The following is a 16,622-nucleotide window of genomic DNA, read 5'->3' as shown; positions in this document are numbered from 1 at the left end:
CGTCGCCGGATCATCGGTCGCCCGGTCGTCGATATGGATCATGCTCGGCGCGACGCTGCTGTGGGGCGCGTCCAGCGCCGCGCTGGCCGCCGTGGACGGAGCGCTCACCTCCTCGGCGCTGGTCGCGGCCGCCGGCGGGGTGACCTTGTTGATGATCGCGGGAGTCCGTGGGCAGCGTCCGCTCCGGGTGTTCACCGAGACCCCTTGGCTCTATGTGCAATTGGGTGCGCTGGAGGCGGCGAATCTGCTGTTGTTCGTCGCGGCGTTGAAGTGTGGGCCGCTGCCGGTGGTGGTGCCGCTGCACCTCACCGCGCCGCTGCTGCTGCTCGGCTTCGCGGTCTTGCGTGGGCGGCGACCGATGACGGTGCCGGTGGGGGTGGAGTTCGTGCTGGTCGCCGTCGCGATCGCGGTGGCGGCGGGTGGCTCGGCCGATATCGGGACGGGCCGGGCGGTGCTGGGATGTGTCCTGGCGGTGGGCAGCGCGGTCTGTGTGGCGTTGCTGGTGAGTCTCATCGCGCGGGAATCCCCGCAGCGACCGACCATCGCCTCCGCGGGGTGGCAGCTCGCGGTCGCCAGCGCGCTGGGCGCGGGTCTGGTCGCGTCCGATCCGCCCACCGTGTCGGTGGTCTGGGCAATGGTGTTGATCGGTGCGCTGCTGCTCGGGCCGGGGTTCGTGCTGTATTGGCTGGGGTTGCGGCATCTGGACGCGACGACGGCGAGCATTCTCGGCTTGAACGAGGCGGTGTTCGCCGCGGTGGTGAGCGCGTTGTTCACCGACACCCCGATCACCGCCGGGGCGGTGATCGCCGGGGCGCTGGTGCTCAGCGCGCTCCTGCTCCGAGAAGGGCTTTCGGCTCGGTGAAGGTCGCGTGCAGGGGGTGATCTGTGTAGGTCCAGGAATGGGCGATTCGGGTGAAGGCTTCGCATCTGGTCGCTGATTTGTCGAGGTCGCCGGGTTCTTGCACGCCGGTGTTGACGTCGACGCTGTGCGGGCGGACCTCGTCGATCGCCTCCCGGACGTTGTCGGGGGTGAGGCCACCGGCGAGGGAGACCTGCGTCGAGGTTCCGGCGAGGGCTTCGACGATCTTTCTGCTGATCGTCCAGTCGTGGACGCGTCCGGTGCCGCCGATGCGGTCGGATGTCCGGGTATCCAGGACGACCCCGGCGCAGCCGAATTCCGCAGCTCGGAGCGCTGCGTCCAGGGCATCGGCGGGGCCGGCGCCGTCCAGGTCGGTGACGTGGACGGCTCGATAGACCTCGCGGCCGTCACGGTGGTTCATTACCGCGTGCACGGTTTCGTCGGGTATCAAGCCGTGAAGCTGAATTCGTTCGACACCGATGAGTTCCGCGAATCCCAGTATCGTGTCCGGGTTCGCCTCGTGGGTCACCAGTGTCCGAGTGACCGCGCCCTGACCCCACAGCTCGATCGCTCGCGTGGACAGACGCTTGGCTTCGTCCGGGAGCAGGCAGTCTTCGCTGAAGTGGGTGACACCGCAGATCAAACCCACCGCTTCGGCACCCGCCGTGTGTGCCTTCGTCAGATCGTCACCGGACCGGATGCCACAGATTTTCGCCTTGACGTGGAGGGGTTCCGGGTCGGAGACAGTCATGGGCACGAGGATACGAGCCCGGACCGGGGACGACCACGTCAGTGGGGTTTCACGGTACCGACCGGCCGTTGTCGTCGTTCGTGAAGCTGACGGGGCGCGCGAAAGTGGTCAACGCTTCCGCGAGGCGGGAGACCCGATCCGGTGGCATGCGGTGACGCGGGTCGTGGGTCGGCCGGGACAGGCGGCTCACCAACTCGTCGACGGTGTGCACGTAGCGGCGGTTCAGCGCGGGCAGATTCAGCTGGACGCGGTGGTCGGTGAAACAGACGCCCGTGCGCACGATCGCCGGTTCGTCGGCGTGACGCAGCTGCTTCATGAGCAGTGCGCTTTTGAAGTACGCGTATTCGAGGACATTTCCGTGATCGACGCGGTGTCCGTTGAACGCGGTCTGGATCCAGCGGTCGTTTTCGACATCGACCGTCCCGGACCATGCCTTCAGCTCGATCATGTGCAGGCCGCTCGGGGTGGTCAGCAGCAGATCGATTTCGAACGGATTTCCGTCTGTGACAGGGAGTTCGAAGTTGGACCAGGCTCGCCACGGGCCGTCCGTCGGGAGTCGCTGGATGATGGCGTCGAGTCCACGGCGCTCGTGGTGGTGCTCGGACGCGCTGACGGCGGTCCATGGCATGGTGGGCCCGGGCGCCCGACGGCTTTTCGGCATCTGGCCGGGATTCGGTCGTGCCGGGGCAGTGGACGTCGCCGGAGGGCCCGGAAGTGGTGGATCGACCGCCATGTTGCCTCGCAGTGTTCGTCGAGTTCGATGGCGCGAAAAGTAGCAGGGCGCACCGACATCGACCGACTATCAGCGACTACCCCCGGCTACCGCGGGGATGATCATCAGTTCGCTGTTCGGGCGTAGTGGGGTGTCGGCGCCCTGCAAGGTGCGGCATTCGTCGCCGTCGATGAAGAAGTTGACGTAGCGGCGGAGGGTGCCTCGTTCGTCGCGGAGGCGGCGTTCCAGGGCGGGGGAGCGGGTGCGGAGGTGGTCGAGGGCGGCGGCGAGGGTGGGGGCGTCGATGGTGAGGGATTTGGCGCCGTCGACGTAGGGGCGGAGTTGGGCGGGGAGCAGGACGGTGGCCATGGTCAGGGGAGGACGGCGGCGCGGACGCAGAGGACGTCGGGGAGTTTGTCGGCGACGAGGGTCCAGTGGTCGCCTTCGTCGGGGCTGCAGTAGACCTCGCCGTTGCGGGTGCCGAAGTAGATGCCGGTGGGGTCGGCGTTGTCGGCGGTCATGGCGTCGCGCATGACGGCGGCCCAGAAGGGGACGGTGGGGAGGCCGTCGGTGCTGGCTGTCCAGGTGTCGCCGGCGTCTTCGCTGCGGTAGACGGCGCAGGTGGCGTCGGGTGGGAAGCGGAAGCGGTCCATGTCGGCGACGAGGGGGAAGGTGTAGAGGACGCCGGAGCGGCGGGGGTGGGCGACGATGGGGAAGCCGAAGTTGGCTGGGGGAAGGTCGGAGTCGATGGACTGCCAGGTGGTGCCGTCGTCGGTGGAGCGGAAGACGCCGCCGTGATTCTGCAGGTAGAGGGTGGTGGGGGCGTCGGCGTCGCGGGCGACCTTGTGGACGCACTGGCCCCATTCGGGGAGTTCGCCGGGCAGGAAGTCGGCGGTGACGCCCTTGTTGGTGGGGCGCCAGGTGGTGCCGCCGTCGGCGGTTTGGTAGACGCCGCCGGTGGACATGGCGACGGCGAGGCGCTGCGGATTCGTGGGGTGGGGCAGGACGGTGTGCAGGGCCAGGCCACCGCCGCCCGGTTCCCACTGTGGGCGGTGCGGATGGTCCCACAGGCCTCTGACCAGCGTGAAAGTTCGTCCGCCGTCGGTCGATCGGAACAGGGCCGAGGGTTCGACGCCGGCGTAGACCACCTCGGGTTCGGCGTCGGTCGACGGTGTGATCTGCCATACCCCTTGCAGGGCGGCGTCGGTGTCGTCGGGGAAGGCCAAGGGGGCGTCGTCGGGTTCGGTCCAGGTCGCGCCGAGGTCGTCGCTGGCGACCATGGTCGGGCCGAAGTGGCTGTTCAGGACGCCGGCCAGGAGGCGAGGGGTGTCGCGACGGGTGTCGATCGCGAGGGCCTTCACGTCGGCGACCGGGAACTGGGGCGGACTCACGGTCCAGCTGGCACGGCCGTCCGAACTCCGGGCCAGGAACAGGCCTTTACGGGTTCCGATTCCGAGGAGCACGTCCATGCGAACCTCCAGGTCGGCGCGGCGACGCGGACGACATGAGCGTACTCCCGACGCGCGATCGGACTACACAATCGCGGCGCATAGGGGATACTTGTCCGATCGTGCGCGACCCGTCGCACGAGCGTGACATTTTCGCGACCATTTCGTAATCTGACAGAGACCTTGTTCTCGACAGTAGCTGGTGATTGAAAACGTGCCTGGTCAACATCGCGTTCCCGCGGCTCCCACGGGCCGCGCATCTCTGGCTGTGTGCAGCCTCGCCGCGACTGTGCCTGCGATGATCTGGATGGCGTTGCGGCCGGCCGGGTCCGAGGTGCAGCAGGTCAGTGCGGTGGAACCGCACACGCCGTCGGCGATCGAGCTCGATCCGCTGCCCGCGCTCGCGCACGACGCGCCGCTACCGGAGCCGGGACCGCCGCCGGTCTCCGCCGACGACGAGGACGCCAAGCTCTCGGCGATGAAGGCCAAGCTGCTGTGCTCGACGGAGTGGAAGGGCACGCAGCCGCACGTTGCGCAGGTCAGCCACATGGTGCAGAAGATGTTCGGGCTCTCCGATATCGGTGGCGCGCACGGTCGGTACGACGGTGACCACGGCGCGGGTCTCGCGCTCGACATCATGACGTCGAACCCGGCGCAGGGCGACGCGATCGCCGCGTTCGTCCTGGCCAACAAGGCGCGCTTCGGCGTCACCTATGTGATCTGGCAGCAGCAGTTCAACGACGGCAGCGGCTGGTCCTACATGGAAGACCGGGGTAGCGCGACCCAGAATCACTATGACCACGTGCATGTTTCGTTCGCTTCGTACGGCGCCGCGAACCTCACCTGCTGATATCGCCTCGTGAACCGGGCGGCCCTCCTACGGTGAGGGTGGCTCAGTTCGATCGAGGAGGAATGCGGATATGGGACGATTGGCGGGCAAGGTCGCGCTGATCAGTGGCGGAGCGCGGGGGATGGGTGCCGCGCACGCGCGCAGGTTCGTTGCCGAGGGTGCCTCGGTGGTGTTGGGGGACGTGCTCGACGACGAGGGTGCCGCGGTCGCCGCGGAACTCGGCGACGCGGCGATCTACCGGACCTTGGATGTCCGGGAGCCGCAGCAGTGGGCCGACGCGGTGGCCGCGGCCGTCGAAACCTTCGGTGGGCTGCACGTGCTGGTGAACAACGCGGGGATCGCGAACGGGAATCTGCTGGTCGACTTCGCGCTCGAGGAGTGGCAGCGGATCATCGACATCAACCTCACCGGGACGTTTCTCGGGATGCAGGCCGCGGTGCCCGCGATGAAGGACGGTGGGTCGATCGTGAACATCTCCTCGGTCGAGGGGATGCGCGGCAGCCCGGGGCTGCACGGGTACACGGCGACCAAGTTCGCGGTGCGCGGGCTCACCAAGTCGGCGGCGCTGGAGCTGGCGCCGCAGGGGATCCGGGTCAACTCGGTGCATCCCGGACTGATCGCCACGCCGATGACCGAAGGGATTCCGGCCGACTTCCTGCAGATTCCGGTGCAGCGGGCGGCCGAGCCGGACGAGGTGTCGGCGCTGGTGGCCTATCTCGCCTCGGACGAGGCTTCGTACTCGACCGGTGCGGAGTTCGTGGTCGATGGTGGGCTCACGGTGGGGATTCCGCACAAGAGTTCGTGAGCAGTGCCGTGGCGGGTCGGTCTCGGCAGGCCCGCCACGCAAGACCCCGGTGGGCTACCGCTCGACTTCCGGCCGCCGCGGGTTCACCATTGAGGCGTGGATGCTACCGAGTCCCGCCGCAGCCGGGCCCGGGGTGAACTGGCCAGACACGGTCGCCTGATCCGCAGCTCGCGCGACGGCAGGCTGCTCAGCGCGGCGATGGCTCCCCTGTTCCGCCTGTACACGCCCCGCGGCTACGGGATCCTGACCACCACCGGCCGCCGCAGTGGGAAGGCGCGGCCGAAATGCGTGCGCGTCCTGCGCGAGGGCCGCCGCGCGTATCTGGTCGCTCTCATGCCGCCCCACATCACGGTGCAGCGGCCCGACGCGGTCAACGCCTGGGTGCACAATGTGCGCGCCGATCCGCGCGTCAGCCTGAGACTGCCCGACGGGACGCATTCCGGCGTCGCCAGAGAGATCACCGACCCGGCCGAGCTGGCCACCGCACGGGATCTGCTCTGCGGCACGGTCGTCGGTCTCGACATCGGTGAATGCGCGGTGCACCTCCGTGGCATCCCCTCGCGCGCCAAGATCCGAGACCTGCACGCCTACTGGTTCGACACGGGACGTGCGGTCGCGGTGGATCTGATCGACTGAACACCTTTCGGATCGTGGCCGCACAGTCGACAGACTGGTACACGCTGATGTCCACCGACGGAACCACTTGGGGGCACCCACAATCGGGGCTACTCTGGAGGTCGGCTGGAGGAGGGGTTATGGCTGACGAGGATCCGCGGGCGAAGTGGCGGCAGTTGCCGCCGGAGCCGGAGCGGTTGGTCGAGGAGACGTCCGTGGAGACGCGGGCGACGGATGCGGGGGTGCCCGCGGTGGATGTGACCGAGGAGTTCGTGCGCAAGTACGGGTTGTGAGGTCACGGGGTGGCTTTCCAGCGCGCGTAGCGCTCCGGGCAGCAGACGGCGCACGGGCGGTAACCTGCTGCGACAGCGGTGCGTTCGTCGGGGAAGAACACTCGGTGCGCGGCGTAGTGGCCGCGGGACAGTGCGCGCAGCGCTGACGGGCAGTTCAGGCGGCCGTAGATCTTCGTGCGGCGGTGGCCGCCCCAGGCGCCCGGTGTCGGGGAGCGGTAGGGGCGGCCGTCGGCGCCGAGGAGCTGGTAGGTGCGCACAGTCAGGCGGCGTCGTGGAAGACCAGGGCGAGGGTGGTGCGGTGGCCGGAGCGGATGGCGGAGACACCGTGGCGGACCGGGGCCGCCGACCAGCCGCGCGTTGAGCGGACAGGGCGGTCGCGGGTGGTGAACAGGTAGCCGTGACCGTGCGGGAGCAGGGTGGCGGTGCCGCGGGACTGGGCGCGGGGGCGCTGTTCGAGGAGCAGGAATTCGCCGCCGGTGTGGTCGACGCCGGGCTCGTTGAGGTTGATGACCACTTGGAGCGGGAAGACCAAGTCGCCGTACAGGTCTCGGTGCAGGGCGTTCCAATCCTTGGGACCGTAGCGCAGCAGGATCGCGGTGGACTTGGTCTGGCCCGCGTCGTGGCACATCCGCAACCACTCGTCGAGGGTGTCCGGCCACGGTGTCTCGCGGCCGAGTTTGCGCCACCAGTCGCGGGCGATCGGGAGCAGGCGCGGATACAGTGCCTGCTTCAGGCGTTCGATCGGTTCCGGGTAGGGGGCACGCAGGTACCGGTACTGGCCTTCGCCGAATCGGTACTGCCCCATGGTGATCGTGGAGCGGAACAGCTCCTCGCGGTCGTAGAGGTCGCGGATCTCGGCGGCCTCGGTCGGTGTGAGCAGCTGGGGGAGCAGGGCGCCGCCGTACTCGTCGAGTTCGGCGGTGATCGCGGGCCAGTCGCCCGCCGCGACCCGGTCGTGCCAGGGGTCGGTGGTCATGCCGCCTCCAGGGTGAGCAGGGCGGTCTTGGCTGCGGCGCCGCCGATGTAGCCGCCGAGGCTGCCGTCGGTACGCACCACCCGGTGGCACGGCACCACGACCGGCAGCGGGTTGGTGGCGCAGGCGGTGCCCACCGCGCGCACGGCCTTCGGATTGCCGACGAGCTCGGCGACCTCGCGGTAGCTGCGGGTCTGGCCGTAGGCGATCTCGGGCAGATGGCGCTGCACGAGCTGGCGGAAGCCGTGCGACAGTGACAGATCCAGATCGACGTCGAAGGCGCGGCGGCGGCCGGTGAAGTACTCGTCGAGTTCGCGGGCGACCACGTCGAGCCGGCCAGGGGCGCGCAGGATTCGGGGACTCAGCTTCTCGCCCAGCGTGGCGAGCACCCGATCGTGGTCCTCGCTGGCGTAGGCCACACGGACCAGGCCCCTGGGGGTCGCGGCCAGCAACAGCTCGCCGACCGGGGAATCGACGGTGGTGTAGGCGATGTCGAGCAGGTCGGCCTCGTCGGCGCGTTGCGCGAGGCGCTGGTGCAGGCGGGCCATCAGGTCGGCGTCGACGGGTGTCGACAGCAGGGCGGTCAGGTCGCCATCGCGTCCGGTCTCGGTCATGCGTGGACTCCTTCCATGATGGCGCCCGGGTAGGTTCTTCGGAGCTTCTTCAGGCCGTCGGCGGCGGCCCGGCGGGCCGCGTCGACGGTGCCGCCGAGGATGCCGGCGATGTCGGCGTAGGGCAGGCCCGCGACGAAGTGGTAGGCGATGGCCTGGCGTTGCTTGGGTGGCAGGGCGGAGACCGCCGCCCACAGGTCGGGTTCGCCCGCACCGGGAATGCCCAGGCGCGTGGGGGATTCGGGCAGCTCGTCGACCGGCAGCGCGGTGCGGTTCGCCGCGCGCACCACGTCGATCGCCTTGCGGTGCGCGATCGTCACCAGCCACGCCTCGACATTGGCGTCGGCGGGGAGATCGGGGTAGGCGCGCATCGCGGCGAGGAAGGTCTCCGACCACGCGTCCTCGGCGTCGTGGGCACCGAGGACGACGCGGCAGACCCGCAGCACGGTCGGTCCGTGCTGCTCGACGATCCGCTCGAACGGTGGCTTCATCGTCATCCCGGGGTCAGAACAGCCGGCCGGCGCTGACGGGGGCCGGTGCTTCGAGGTCGAGCAGTGCCCGTTTGCGTGGCAGCCCACCGGCGTACCCGGTCAGTGAGCCGTCGGCGCCGACCACGCGATGACACGGCACGAACACGCACAGCGGATTCGCGCCGACGGCCTGGCCGACGCGCTGGGCCAGGGCGCGGTCGCCGAGGCGCTCGGCGATGCGGCCGTAGGTGGAGGTCTCGCCGCGCGGAATCGCCGCGACGATCTCCCACACGGCACGCTGGAAGTCGTCGCCGCGCGCGGACAGCGGCAGGTCGAAGCTCAGGCGACGGCCCGCGAGGTACTCGCGCAGCTGACGGGCGGCCTCGGTGAGCAACGGGTCGGCGGGGGCCTCGGCGCCGAAGGTCTCGATGCCGGGTCGGCGGACGTGGTGACGGAAGTACAGTCCGGTGACGGCCGCGCCGGTCGCGACGAGGGTGATCGGTCCGAGATCGGTCTCGACCACGGTGTGGCGGATGCTCATCTGCGGTGTCCTTTCGTTGTCCTACCGAGAAGACGAACGGGGAACGCCAGACGTGAGATACGAAAATCGGGTGCCGCCGGTGCACGGCGGCACCCGGATCGATCAGCCGTAGTGGCAGACGTAGTGCACGGTGTCGACGACCTCGATGTCGAAGGAGCTGTCGCCCGGCACCTCGAAGGACTCGCCACCCCGGTAGGTGACCGCCTCGGTCGCCCCGGCCAGGGTCACCTTGGCCTCGCCCGCCACGAGTTCCATGCGCTCGGGCGCCGCGGTGCCGAAGGTCAGCGACGCGGGCTGGATGACGCCGACCGACTTCTTGGTGCCGTCGGGCAGCTCGAGGCTGTAGCTGACGCACTTTCCGTCGAAATAGACATTGGCCTGCTTGGTGACGGAGACGTTCTCGAACTTCGACATGGGTCCTTCCGGGGGGTGAGGGGACCCTTAGTCTACTGACGGGCCAGAGCTCACCGAGCCCTGGCCCGGCGCCGTCAGCTGCCGTAGCGGGCCAGCACGGAGCTGGCTTCCTGGGACGCGGTGCCCTCCTGCGCCAGGTGCGCCATGGCCTCGGGGATCTCGCGACCGTGATGGGCCATTGCCTGGGCGTAGAGGCGGCCGGCGCGGTAGGAGGAACGGACCAGCGGCCCGGCCATCACACCGGCGAAACCGAGTTCCTCGGCCACCTTGGAGTGCTCGACGAACTCCTCCGGCTTCACCCAGCGATCCACCGGATGGTGCCGCGGCGAGGGCCGCAGGTACTGGGTGATGGTGAGGATGTCGCAGCCCGCCTCGTGCAGGTCGCGCATCGCCTCGGTGACTTCCTCCGGGGTCTCGCCCATGCCGAGGATGAGGTTGGACTTGGTGACCAGACCGGCCTCGCGGGCCGCGGTGATCACCGCGAGGGAGCGCTCGTAGCGGAAGGCCGGACGGATGCGCTTGAAGATGCGCGGCACCGTCTCCAGGTTGTGCGCCAGCACCTCCGGGCGCGTCGAGAAGACCTCGGCCAGCTGATCGGGGTCGGCGTTGAAGTCGGGGATGAGCAGCTCGACGCCGGTGCCGGGGTTGAGTGCCTTGATGGCGCGCACGGTTTCGGCGTAAAGCCAGGCGCCGCCGTCGTCGAGGTCGTCGCGGGCGACGCCGGTGATCGTGGAGTAGCGCAGGCCCATGGCCTGGACGCTCTCCGCGACGCGGCGAGGCTCGTCGCGGTCGAGCGCGGCGGGCTTGCCGGTGTCGATCTGGCAGAAGTCGCATCGGCGCGTGCACTGCTCACCGCCGATGAGGAAGGTGGCCTCGCGGTCCTCCCAGCATTCGAAGATGTTGGGGCAGCCCGCTTCCTCGCAGACCGTGTGCAGGCCTTCGCGCTTCACCAGGCCCTTGAGCTCGGAGTACTCCGGGCCCATGGTGGCGCGGGTGCGGATCCACTTGGGTTTGCGCTCGATCGGGGTCTCCGCGTTGCGCGCTTCGATGCGCAGCAGCTTGCGTCCGGCGGGGGCAGAGGCGTCTACGGAGGTCACTGCACCGACTCTACGCTCGGGGCCGTCGCGTTCGCGGCGCTGGTGGTGCGATCAATGTCATGGGGCCGAACGGGAATTTCGCCGTTCAGTGCGGCAACGATCGCGGTGGCGACGAGCGGCTTGAGTTCGGCGACGGTGACCTCGCGGCCGAGTTCGCGGGTCAGGGTGGTGACCCCGGCGTCGCGGATGCCGCACGGCACGATCGCCTGGAAGCCGTCGAGCGCGGAGTTGCAGTTCAGCGAGATGCCGTGCAGGGCCACGCCGCGCTGCACGCGCACGCCGATCGCGGCGATCTTGCGTTCGGCCAGCCACTCGGTCGCCGGCAGCCACACACCCGAACGACCGTCGATGCGCCCGCACTCGATCCCGAGCCCCGACACCACCTGGATCAGCGCCTCCTCGAGCCGCCGCACGTACTGCACGACGTCGACCGGCTCGGCCAGGCGGATGATCGGATACCCGACCAGCTGACCGGGCCCGTGCCAGGTGATCTTGCCGCCGCGGTCGACCTGAACCACCGGGCTGCCGTCGATCGGCAGATCCTCGGCCTCGGTGCGGCGGCCCGCGGTGTACACCGAGGGGTGCTCGAGCAGCAGCAGCCTGTCGCTGCCTTCGCCTGCGGCACGCTCGTCGGCGATCTGCCGTTGCAGCTCCCAGGCGGCGTTGTATTCGATGAGTCCGAGATCCTCGACCACGATCGGGGTCGTATCGAATCGTGCGGACGCGGTGGGGCGCGTGTCGTTCACCACCCTGACGTTACGCCCACCGGCCTGCCCGGACACAAGCTGGTCAGACGTCGAGCGGGAAGTCGCGTTGCAGCAGCGTCAGGTCCATCCAGCGGCCGAATTTGTGGCCGACTTCAGGCAGTTGGCCGACGGTGCGGAAGCCGAAACGCTCGTGCAGCACGATCGACGGCGTGTTGCCGGATTCGATCGCGGCGATCATCGCGTGCACGCGCCGCGACTCGGTCGCCCGGTCGATGAGCGCGCCGAGCAAAGCGGTGGCCACGCCGCGCCGGTGGAAGCGGCTGTCGACGTAGACGGAGTTCTCGACGGTGAACCGGTAGCCGGTCTTGGGGCGCCACTGCCCGTAGGACGCGTAACCGGCGACCTCGCCGTCGATCTCGGCGACGATGATCGGCATGCCCGCGGCGGTGCGGTCGGCGAACCAGGCGAGGCGGTCGTCGAGGTCGACCTCGTCGGTGTCCCAGATCGCGGTGGACTCGGCGATATTGGTGTTGTGGATCGCCAGGACGGCGTCGAGGTCGGCCTTGTCGGCGTCGCGCAGCAGCATCAGCGGTCTCCGAACGCGGCGGTCAGGGCGGCGCCGATCGTGGGGTGCTGGAAGGTGTAGCCGGCCTGTTCGAGCGCGGCCGGAATCGCGCGGGGGCCGTGCAGGATCGCCTCGTCGGCGAACTCGCCGACGAGCGCGCGCAGGGCGAACCCGGGCACGATGAACGGCGCGGGCCGGTGCATCGCGCGGCCGAGCGCGCGATTGAATTCGGCATTGGTGACCGGTGCCGGGCCCGCGGCGTTGATCGGGCCGGACAGCTCGGGACGGGTGAGCGCGAAGACGATCGCGCCGATCTCGTCGTCGAGGGAGATCCACGGCATGTACTGGCGGCCGCTGCCGAGGCGACCGCCGAGGCCGAGCCAGTACAGCGGATGCAGACTGCTCAGCATGCCGCCGTTGCGGGCCAGCACCACCGCGCTGCGCACCAGGACGGTGCGCACGCCCGCGGCGCTCGCCGGTTCGGTCGCGGCCTCCCAGTCGCGGCACAGGGTCGCGAGGAAACCGGCTCCGGCGGGGGAGTTCTCGTCGACGACGGTGTCACCGGTGTCGCCGCCGTAGTAGTGCGCGCCGCTGGCGTTGACCAGCGTCGGCACTCCGGCGGCGGCGACCGCGGTGGACAGGACGTCGGTGGGGGTGATGCGGCTGTCGCGCAGTTCCTGCTTGTAGCCGCCGCTCCAGCGGCGGCCGCCGATGTTCGCGCCGCACAGGTTCACCGCGGCGTCGGCCCCGCGCAACGCCCGCTCGTCGAGCTGGGCGCGCGCGGGATCCCACGTGAATTCGTCCGGCGCCGCGGCCGCGCGGCGCACCAGTCGGGACACCTCGTGCCCGTCGCGGCGCAGTGCCGCGACGAGCGCCCGGCCGATCAGCCCGGACGAACCGGCGACCACCACCTTCATCTGTCGAATTCCCGGATCACAGACCGAGATCGGCCTCGAACGAGGCGTCCTCGAGACGGTGCTTGACGGTGGTCAGGAAGCGACCGGCGTCGGCGCCGTCGATGAGGCGGTGATCGTAGGTCAGCGGCAGGTACACCATCGAGCGCACGCCGATGGACTCGCCACCGGTCTCGTCGGTCACCACCACCGGGCGCTTGACGATCGCGCCGGTGCCGAGCATGGCCGCCTGCGGCGGAACCAGGATCGGGGTGTCGAACAGCGCGCCCTCGGAACCGATGTTGGTGATGGTGAAGGTGCCACCCGAGAGCTCGTCCGGCTTCAGGCCACCGGTGCGGGCGCGGTTGGCGATGTCGGCGATCGCGCGGGCCAGCCCGGCCAGCGACAGGTCGCTGGCGTTGTGGATGACCGGCGAGAGCAGACCCTGCTCGGTGTCGACCGCGATACCCAGGTGCACCGACGCGTGGTAGGTGATCTCCTTGGAATCCTCGTTGTAGGAGGCGTTCACGTTCGGGTGCACACCGAGGGCCTCGACGACGGCCTTGGCGAAGAACGGCAGGTACGTCAGGTTGACGCCCTCACGGCTCTTGAAGGAGGCCTTCGCGAGCTGCCGCAGATGCGCGATCTTGGTGACGTCGGCCTCGTGGACCTGGGTCAGCTGCGCGGTGGTCTGCAGCGATTCGCGCGTCTTGGTGGCCGTGATCTGCCGGATCCGGCTGGCCTTCTGCGTGGTGCCGACCAGGCCGGCCAGCTTCGGCGCGGCGGTCTGCTTGGCCGGGGCCGCGGCGGGCGCGGCAGCGGCGGCCGGAGCCGGGGCGGCGGGCGCCTTCTTGGCCTCGGCGGCGGCGAGCACGTCCTGCTTGCGGATGCGGCCGCCGACACCGGAACCGGTGAGGGTCGACAGGTCGACGTTGTTCTCGTCGGCCAGCTTGCGCACCAGCGGCGTCACGTACGGGGTGCTGCCGTTGCCGCCTGCGGCGGGCGCGGGGGCCGGAGCCTTCGCCGGCGCGGGGGCCGGGGCGGGCGTGGAAGCCGGAGCCGGAGCGGGCGCGGGAGCCGGGGCGGGCGCGGGCTTGGGAGCCTCGGCGGCCGGAGCGGGCGCCGGGGCGGGCTCGGGTTCCGGAGCGGGGGCGGGAGCCGGGGCGGGCGCCGACGCGGGCGCACCGCTGCCGATCACACCCAGCTGACCACCGACGGCGATGACATCGTCTTCCTGCGCCGAGATCTCGAGCAGCGTGCCCGCGACCGGCGAGGGGATCTCGGTGTCGACCTTGTCGGTGGACACCTCGAGCAGCGGCTCGTCGACGGCGACGGAGTCACCGACGGCCTTGAGCCAGCGGGTCACGGTGCCCTCGGTGACGGACTCGCCCAGCTCGGGCATCTTCACCGGGGTGCCGTCGGCGGCGGACGCGGCGGGCGCGGCGGCCGGAGCGGGCTCGGGTTCGGGGGCGGCGGCCGGGGCCTGCGCCGCGGGGGCGGGCTCGGGTTCCGGCGCCGGAGCGGGCTCGGCGGGCGCGGCGGCAGGGGCGGGCGCGGACGCGGCGGCCTCGCCGGGCTCGCTGATCACGCCGAGCTCACCGCCGACCTCGACGATGTCGTCTTCCTGGGCGACGATCTTCGACAGCACACCGGCCGTGGGCGACGGGATCTCGGTATCGACTTTGTCGGTGGAGACTTCGAGCAGCGGTTCGTCGACCTCGACCGTGTCTCCTTCCTGCTTCAGCCACCTGGTCACCGTTCCCTCGGTGACGCTCTCACCAAGAGCCGGCATCTGGACGGAGAAGGCCATGTTCTCTGACTCCTCGACTGTTCGACGGGTAATACAACAGTGCTTCGTTTCCGGCAGACACCCGTCGCGGGTCGCGGCGAGCATCCACCCCACCGGCCTCGGCGGGGCACCCGGGAATCGTTGGTTCTTGTTCCGGCAACCATCCTTGCACTCGCTCGCCGTCGCTGTGGCGCAGGGCGGCGATCCGGGCAGAGCTGGCACCATGGAATGTACGGCGGTGAGCAGATTTCCGCCGCAAAGCAGGAGGTTGTTACCGGTGGGTTTGCTGGATCGTTTCCGCGGTGGGCGCGGCCGGAGCAGGACAGTCGCGCGCGGTGAGGCGTCGGAGATCGCCGCGCTCGCCGAGTGGGCGCGCTCGCGGCGCGGCGTGGAAGCCTTCATCGAACCCAAGACGACTGTGACCGATGTCACAGCGGTGCTGGTCGCCGTGGACGGGGAATGGACCCGCCGGATCGTCGGTGAGCGTGGCGCGCGGCGACTCGCCGGTGCGCTGAAGATTCCCGTGTACGACGTGAACAAGACCGGCTACCCGCAGCGGATGCGCGACTACGATGCCCGCCGCCGCGTCGAGCAGCGGCGGGCCCGCGAGCAGGAGGGCTGACCTACTCCGCCCCGATCTCCTCGATCACGGTGATCAGGGTGCGCACCGGGACGCCGGTGCCGCCCTTGCCGATGTAGCCGAACGGGCCGCCGGTGTTGTAGGCCGGACCCGCCACGTCCAGGTGCGCCCACTGCACGCCCTCCGGCACGAACTCCTTGAGGAACAGCGCCGCCGAGAGCATGCCGCCCCAGCGGTGCGCGGCGACATTGGCCATGTCGGCGACCTTGGAGTTGAGGTCGGTGCGCAGCTCGGCGGGCAGCGGCATCGCCCAGCCGTTCTCGCCGACCGCGCGCGAGATGGCGGCGACCCGGTCACGGAATTCGTCGGTGCCCATCACGCCGGGCGTGCGGGTGCCGAGGGCTACCATCTGCGCGCCGGTGAGGGTGGCGACGTCGATCAGGTAGTCGGGCTCGTCCTCGGCGGCGCGCACGATCGCGTCGGCCAGGATGAGCCTGCCCTCGGCGTCGGTGTTGAGCACCTCGACGGTGGTGCCGCCGTACTGGGTGAGCACGTCGCCGGGACGCTGCGCGGTAGCCGAGGGCATGTTCTCGGCCATCGGGACGGTCGCGGTGACGGTGACCGGCAGCCCGAGGCGCGCGGCCAGCAGGGTGGTCGCGATGACCGCCGCGGCCCCGGCCATGTCGGAGGTCATGTTCTCCATGTTGGCCGCGGGCTTGATCGAGATGCCGCCGGTGTCGAAGGTGATGCCCTTGCCGACGAGCGCGATCTTCTTCGGCCCGCCCGCGTAGGTGATGCGCACCAGCCGCGGCGGCCGGGCCGAGCCCTGGCCGACGCCGACGATCCCGCCGTAACCGCCCGCGACGAGTGCGTTCTCGTCGAGCACCTCGACCTCGAGCCCGGCGGCCTCGGCGAGCAGGCGGGCGCGGTCGGCGAACTCGGCCGGGTACAGGGCGCTCGGCGGCGTGTTGACGAAATCGCGCGCGGTGGCGACGGCCTCGGCCACGAGCTGAGCCCTGAGCAGCTCCAGCACGCCGAACTCCGGCTCGGGAACCAGCAATTCGACGCGCAGCACCGGCTGCTCGTCCGGCTTCGGCGCGCTCTTGGCCGACTTGAACGTGGTGAAGGAGTAGGCACCCAGGTAGAAGCCCTCGGCCGCGGCCGACAGGTCGATGCCCGACAGCGTGGTCGCCACCAGTTCGGTGCCGCTGAGCGCGCGCCCGGCGACGCCGGCGCTGCGGCGCACCTGCTCGGCGTCGAGCTTGTCCGCCGCGCCGAGACCGACCGCGAGCACGCTGGTGACGTCGGCCAGCGCGGCGGGCGCGGGCACCCTGGTCAGTTCCTCGGGCTTGCCCTTCGCGCCGACCGCGCCGAGGGCGTCGAGCAGTTCCGCGCGGACCTCGGGGGTGAGCACGTCGCCGAACAGGTCGGCGGGGACGATGGCCGGGCCGTTCTCCGAGGAGGTCAACCCGATCACCAGCACGTCGGTGTCCGGGCTGATGGATTCGATACGTGCCAGTTCCGGTCCGAGTGAACGATCTGCAACAGCGGTCATTGCCCCAGGTTATTCGGTGCCGGTTCGATGCCGCACCGCGACGCCGTCGAGCAGCAGTCCGGCGCCGGCGGTGAGCAGTTCGCCGAACGGGAGT

Annotated in this window: 22 protein-coding genes; 6 read left to right on the top strand and 16 right to left on the bottom strand. The window is 70.1% G+C overall.

From position 1 onward, the window contains the following. Positions 1–40: 40 nt before the first annotated feature. Positions 41–862 carry a DMT family transporter gene (locus tag AB0H56_RS25390; protein ID WP_357167717.1) on the top strand — a complete coding sequence of 274 codons (822 nt, stop codon included), beginning with the start codon at positions 41–43 and terminating at the stop codon, positions 860–862. On the opposite strand, the gene AB0H56_RS25385 is transcribed toward AB0H56_RS25390, so the two are convergent. The 4 genes from AB0H56_RS25385 to AB0H56_RS25370 all read right to left on the bottom strand — a co-directional run bounded on the left by AB0H56_RS25385 (position 822) and on the right by AB0H56_RS25370 (position 3,791). After that, positions 822–1,610 (bottom strand): phosphoribosylanthranilate isomerase, encoded by a 789-nt coding sequence (locus tag AB0H56_RS25385; RefSeq protein WP_357167715.1) that lies wholly within the window; start codon positions 1,608–1,610, stop codon positions 822–824. The two genes, AB0H56_RS25390 and AB0H56_RS25385, sit on opposite strands and share 41 nt — an antisense overlap. 49 nt (positions 1,611–1,659) lie before the next feature. Then, positions 1,660–2,238, bottom strand: a complete 579-nt coding sequence (locus AB0H56_RS25380; protein WP_357167713.1) for an NERD domain-containing protein — start codon at positions 2,236–2,238, stop codon at positions 1,660–1,662. A gap of 174 nt (positions 2,239–2,412) precedes the next feature. Next, complete coding sequence (locus AB0H56_RS25375; protein WP_357167711.1) at positions 2,413–2,691, bottom strand: MoaD/ThiS family protein; 279 nt, start codon at positions 2,689–2,691, stop codon at positions 2,413–2,415. 2 nt (positions 2,692–2,693) lie between these two features. Next, positions 2,694–3,791 carry an exo-alpha-sialidase gene (locus AB0H56_RS25370; protein WP_357167709.1) on the bottom strand — a complete coding sequence of 366 codons (1,098 nt, stop codon included), beginning with the start codon at positions 3,789–3,791 and terminating at the stop codon, positions 2,694–2,696. Positions 3,792–4,077: 286 nt separating this feature from the next. Between AB0H56_RS25370 and AB0H56_RS25365 the strand changes: the two genes are divergently transcribed. The 4 genes from AB0H56_RS25365 (at position 4,078) to AB0H56_RS25350 (ending at position 6,333) form a co-directional block, all read left to right on the top strand. Further along, positions 4,078–4,620, top strand: a complete 543-nt coding sequence (locus tag AB0H56_RS25365; RefSeq protein ID WP_357167707.1) for a hypothetical protein — start codon at positions 4,078–4,080, stop codon at positions 4,618–4,620. A gap of 70 nt (positions 4,621–4,690) precedes the next feature. Then, a complete protein-coding gene (locus AB0H56_RS25360; RefSeq protein ID WP_357167705.1) occupies positions 4,691–5,425 on the top strand; it encodes a glucose 1-dehydrogenase in 735 nt (244 codons plus the stop codon). Between the two features lie 96 nt (positions 5,426–5,521). Then, positions 5,522–6,061, top strand: coding sequence for a nitroreductase/quinone reductase family protein (locus AB0H56_RS25355; protein ID WP_357167703.1), 540 nt, complete (start codon positions 5,522–5,524; stop codon positions 6,059–6,061). Positions 6,062–6,180: 119 nt separating this feature from the next. Next, positions 6,181–6,333 carry a hypothetical protein gene (locus tag AB0H56_RS25350; RefSeq protein ID WP_357167701.1) on the top strand — a complete coding sequence of 51 codons (153 nt, stop codon included), beginning with the start codon at positions 6,181–6,183 and terminating at the stop codon, positions 6,331–6,333. A 2-nt stretch (positions 6,334–6,335) separates the two neighbouring features. On the opposite strand, the gene AB0H56_RS25345 is transcribed toward AB0H56_RS25350, so the two are convergent. The 11 genes from AB0H56_RS25345 to sucB all read right to left on the bottom strand — a co-directional run bounded on the left by AB0H56_RS25345 (position 6,336) and on the right by sucB (position 14,414). Further along, complete coding sequence (locus tag AB0H56_RS25345; RefSeq protein ID WP_357167699.1) at positions 6,336–6,590, bottom strand: Ada metal-binding domain-containing protein; 255 nt, start codon at positions 6,588–6,590, stop codon at positions 6,336–6,338. 2 nt (positions 6,591–6,592) lie between these two features. Continuing rightward, the gene (locus AB0H56_RS25340) at positions 6,593–7,309 is read right to left on the bottom strand and encodes a 2OG-Fe(II) oxygenase (RefSeq protein ID WP_357167697.1); all 717 of its coding nucleotides are present in this window, start codon (positions 7,307–7,309) and stop codon (positions 6,593–6,595) included. Beyond that, entirely contained in the window at positions 7,306–7,920 is a 615-nt protein-coding gene (locus tag AB0H56_RS25335) for a methylated-DNA--[protein]-cysteine S-methyltransferase (RefSeq protein ID WP_357167695.1), read from the bottom strand. The genes AB0H56_RS25340 and AB0H56_RS25335 overlap by 4 nt, the downstream gene beginning before the upstream one ends. Further along, positions 7,917–8,414 carry a sigma-70 family RNA polymerase sigma factor gene (locus AB0H56_RS25330; RefSeq protein WP_357167693.1) on the bottom strand — a complete coding sequence of 166 codons (498 nt, stop codon included), beginning with the start codon at positions 8,412–8,414 and terminating at the stop codon, positions 7,917–7,919. The genes AB0H56_RS25335 and AB0H56_RS25330 overlap by 4 nt, the downstream gene beginning before the upstream one ends. Before the next feature lie 7 nt (positions 8,415–8,421). Further along, complete coding sequence (locus AB0H56_RS25325; protein WP_357167691.1) at positions 8,422–8,928, bottom strand: methylated-DNA--[protein]-cysteine S-methyltransferase; 507 nt, start codon at positions 8,926–8,928, stop codon at positions 8,422–8,424. 102 nt (positions 8,929–9,030) lie between these two features. Further along, positions 9,031–9,342 (bottom strand): pyrimidine/purine nucleoside phosphorylase, encoded by a 312-nt coding sequence (locus AB0H56_RS25320; RefSeq protein ID WP_232997700.1) that lies wholly within the window; start codon positions 9,340–9,342, stop codon positions 9,031–9,033. Between the two features lie 74 nt (positions 9,343–9,416). After that, on the bottom strand, positions 9,417–10,439 hold the full coding sequence (gene lipA, locus AB0H56_RS25315; RefSeq protein WP_280340033.1) for a lipoyl synthase: 1,023 nt from the start codon (positions 10,437–10,439) through the stop codon (positions 9,417–9,419). Next, positions 10,436–11,185, bottom strand: a complete 750-nt coding sequence (lipB, locus tag AB0H56_RS25310; RefSeq protein WP_357167689.1) for a lipoyl(octanoyl) transferase LipB — start codon at positions 11,183–11,185, stop codon at positions 10,436–10,438. Before lipB ends, lipA begins: the two co-directional genes overlap by 4 nt. A gap of 43 nt (positions 11,186–11,228) precedes the next feature. Further along, positions 11,229–11,732 carry an N-acetyltransferase family protein gene (locus tag AB0H56_RS25305; RefSeq protein ID WP_357167687.1) on the bottom strand — a complete coding sequence of 168 codons (504 nt, stop codon included), beginning with the start codon at positions 11,730–11,732 and terminating at the stop codon, positions 11,229–11,231. Next, positions 11,732–12,628 (bottom strand): TIGR01777 family oxidoreductase, encoded by an 897-nt coding sequence (locus tag AB0H56_RS25300; protein ID WP_357167685.1) that lies wholly within the window; start codon positions 12,626–12,628, stop codon positions 11,732–11,734. The genes AB0H56_RS25305 and AB0H56_RS25300 overlap by 1 nt, the downstream gene beginning before the upstream one ends. 16 nt (positions 12,629–12,644) lie before the next feature. After that, positions 12,645–14,414: a 2-oxoglutarate dehydrogenase, E2 component, dihydrolipoamide succinyltransferase gene (sucB, locus tag AB0H56_RS25295; RefSeq protein WP_357167683.1), complete on the bottom strand. Its 1,770-nt coding sequence runs from the start codon at positions 14,412–14,414 to the stop codon at positions 12,645–12,647. Between the two features lie 256 nt (positions 14,415–14,670). Here sucB and AB0H56_RS25290 point away from each other — a divergent pair, with 256 nt between their 5' ends. Then, positions 14,671–15,015, top strand: a complete 345-nt coding sequence (locus tag AB0H56_RS25290; protein ID WP_110040843.1) for an oxidoreductase — start codon at positions 14,671–14,673, stop codon at positions 15,013–15,015. A 1-nt stretch (position 15,016) separates the two neighbouring features. On the opposite strand, the gene AB0H56_RS25285 is transcribed toward AB0H56_RS25290, so the two are convergent. Next, on the bottom strand, positions 15,017–16,528 hold the full coding sequence (locus AB0H56_RS25285) for a leucyl aminopeptidase (protein WP_357167681.1): 1,512 nt from the start codon (positions 16,526–16,528) through the stop codon (positions 15,017–15,019). Positions 16,529–16,622: the final 94 nt, after the last annotated feature.

Origin of the sequence: Nocardia sp. NPDC050717 (genome assembly GCF_040654275.1) — a bacterium.
Lineage (GTDB): Bacteria > Actinomycetota > Actinomycetes > Mycobacteriales > Mycobacteriaceae > Nocardia.
This window is presented reverse-complemented; position numbering and strand designations above follow the sequence as displayed.

Bases quoted from the DNA above. Each gene is read 5' to 3' on its own strand.
- AB0H56_RS25340 (WP_357167697.1), bottom strand. From the start codon at position 7,309: ATGACCACCGACCCCTGGCACGACCGGGTCGCGGCGGGCGACTGGCCC.
- AB0H56_RS25285 (WP_357167681.1), bottom strand. From the start codon at position 16,528: ATGACCGCTGTTGCAGATCGTTCACTCGGACCGGAACTGGCACGTATC.
- sucB (WP_357167683.1), bottom strand. From the start codon at position 14,414: ATGGCCTTCTCCGTCCAGATGCCGGCTCTTGGTGAGAGCGTCACCGAG.
- AB0H56_RS25300 (WP_357167685.1), bottom strand. From the start codon at position 12,628: ATGAAGGTGGTGGTCGCCGGTTCGTCCGGGCTGATCGGCCGGGCGCTC.
- AB0H56_RS25350 (WP_357167701.1), top strand. From the start codon at position 6,181: ATGGCTGACGAGGATCCGCGGGCGAAGTGGCGGCAGTTGCCGCCGGAG.
- AB0H56_RS25330 (WP_357167693.1), bottom strand. From the start codon at position 8,414: ATGACGATGAAGCCACCGTTCGAGCGGATCGTCGAGCAGCACGGACCG.
- AB0H56_RS25320 (WP_232997700.1), bottom strand. From the start codon at position 9,342: ATGTCGAAGTTCGAGAACGTCTCCGTCACCAAGCAGGCCAATGTCTAT.
- AB0H56_RS25385 (WP_357167715.1), bottom strand. From the start codon at position 1,610: ATGACTGTCTCCGACCCGGAACCCCTCCACGTCAAGGCGAAAATCTGT.
- AB0H56_RS25375 (WP_357167711.1), bottom strand. From the start codon at position 2,691: ATGGCCACCGTCCTGCTCCCCGCCCAACTCCGCCCCTACGTCGACGGC.
- AB0H56_RS25380 (WP_357167713.1), bottom strand. From the start codon at position 2,238: ATGCCATGGACCGCCGTCAGCGCGTCCGAGCACCACCACGAGCGCCGT.
- AB0H56_RS25360 (WP_357167705.1), top strand. From the start codon at position 4,691: ATGGGACGATTGGCGGGCAAGGTCGCGCTGATCAGTGGCGGAGCGCGG.
- AB0H56_RS25390 (WP_357167717.1), top strand. From the start codon at position 41: ATGCTCGGCGCGACGCTGCTGTGGGGCGCGTCCAGCGCCGCGCTGGCC.
- AB0H56_RS25305 (WP_357167687.1), bottom strand. From the start codon at position 11,732: ATGCTGCTGCGCGACGCCGACAAGGCCGACCTCGACGCCGTCCTGGCG.
- AB0H56_RS25365 (WP_357167707.1), top strand. From the start codon at position 4,078: ATGGCGTTGCGGCCGGCCGGGTCCGAGGTGCAGCAGGTCAGTGCGGTG.
- AB0H56_RS25370 (WP_357167709.1), bottom strand. From the start codon at position 3,791: ATGGACGTGCTCCTCGGAATCGGAACCCGTAAAGGCCTGTTCCTGGCC.
- AB0H56_RS25335 (WP_357167695.1), bottom strand. From the start codon at position 7,920: ATGACCGAGACCGGACGCGATGGCGACCTGACCGCCCTGCTGTCGACA.
- AB0H56_RS25325 (WP_357167691.1), bottom strand. From the start codon at position 8,928: ATGAGCATCCGCCACACCGTGGTCGAGACCGATCTCGGACCGATCACC.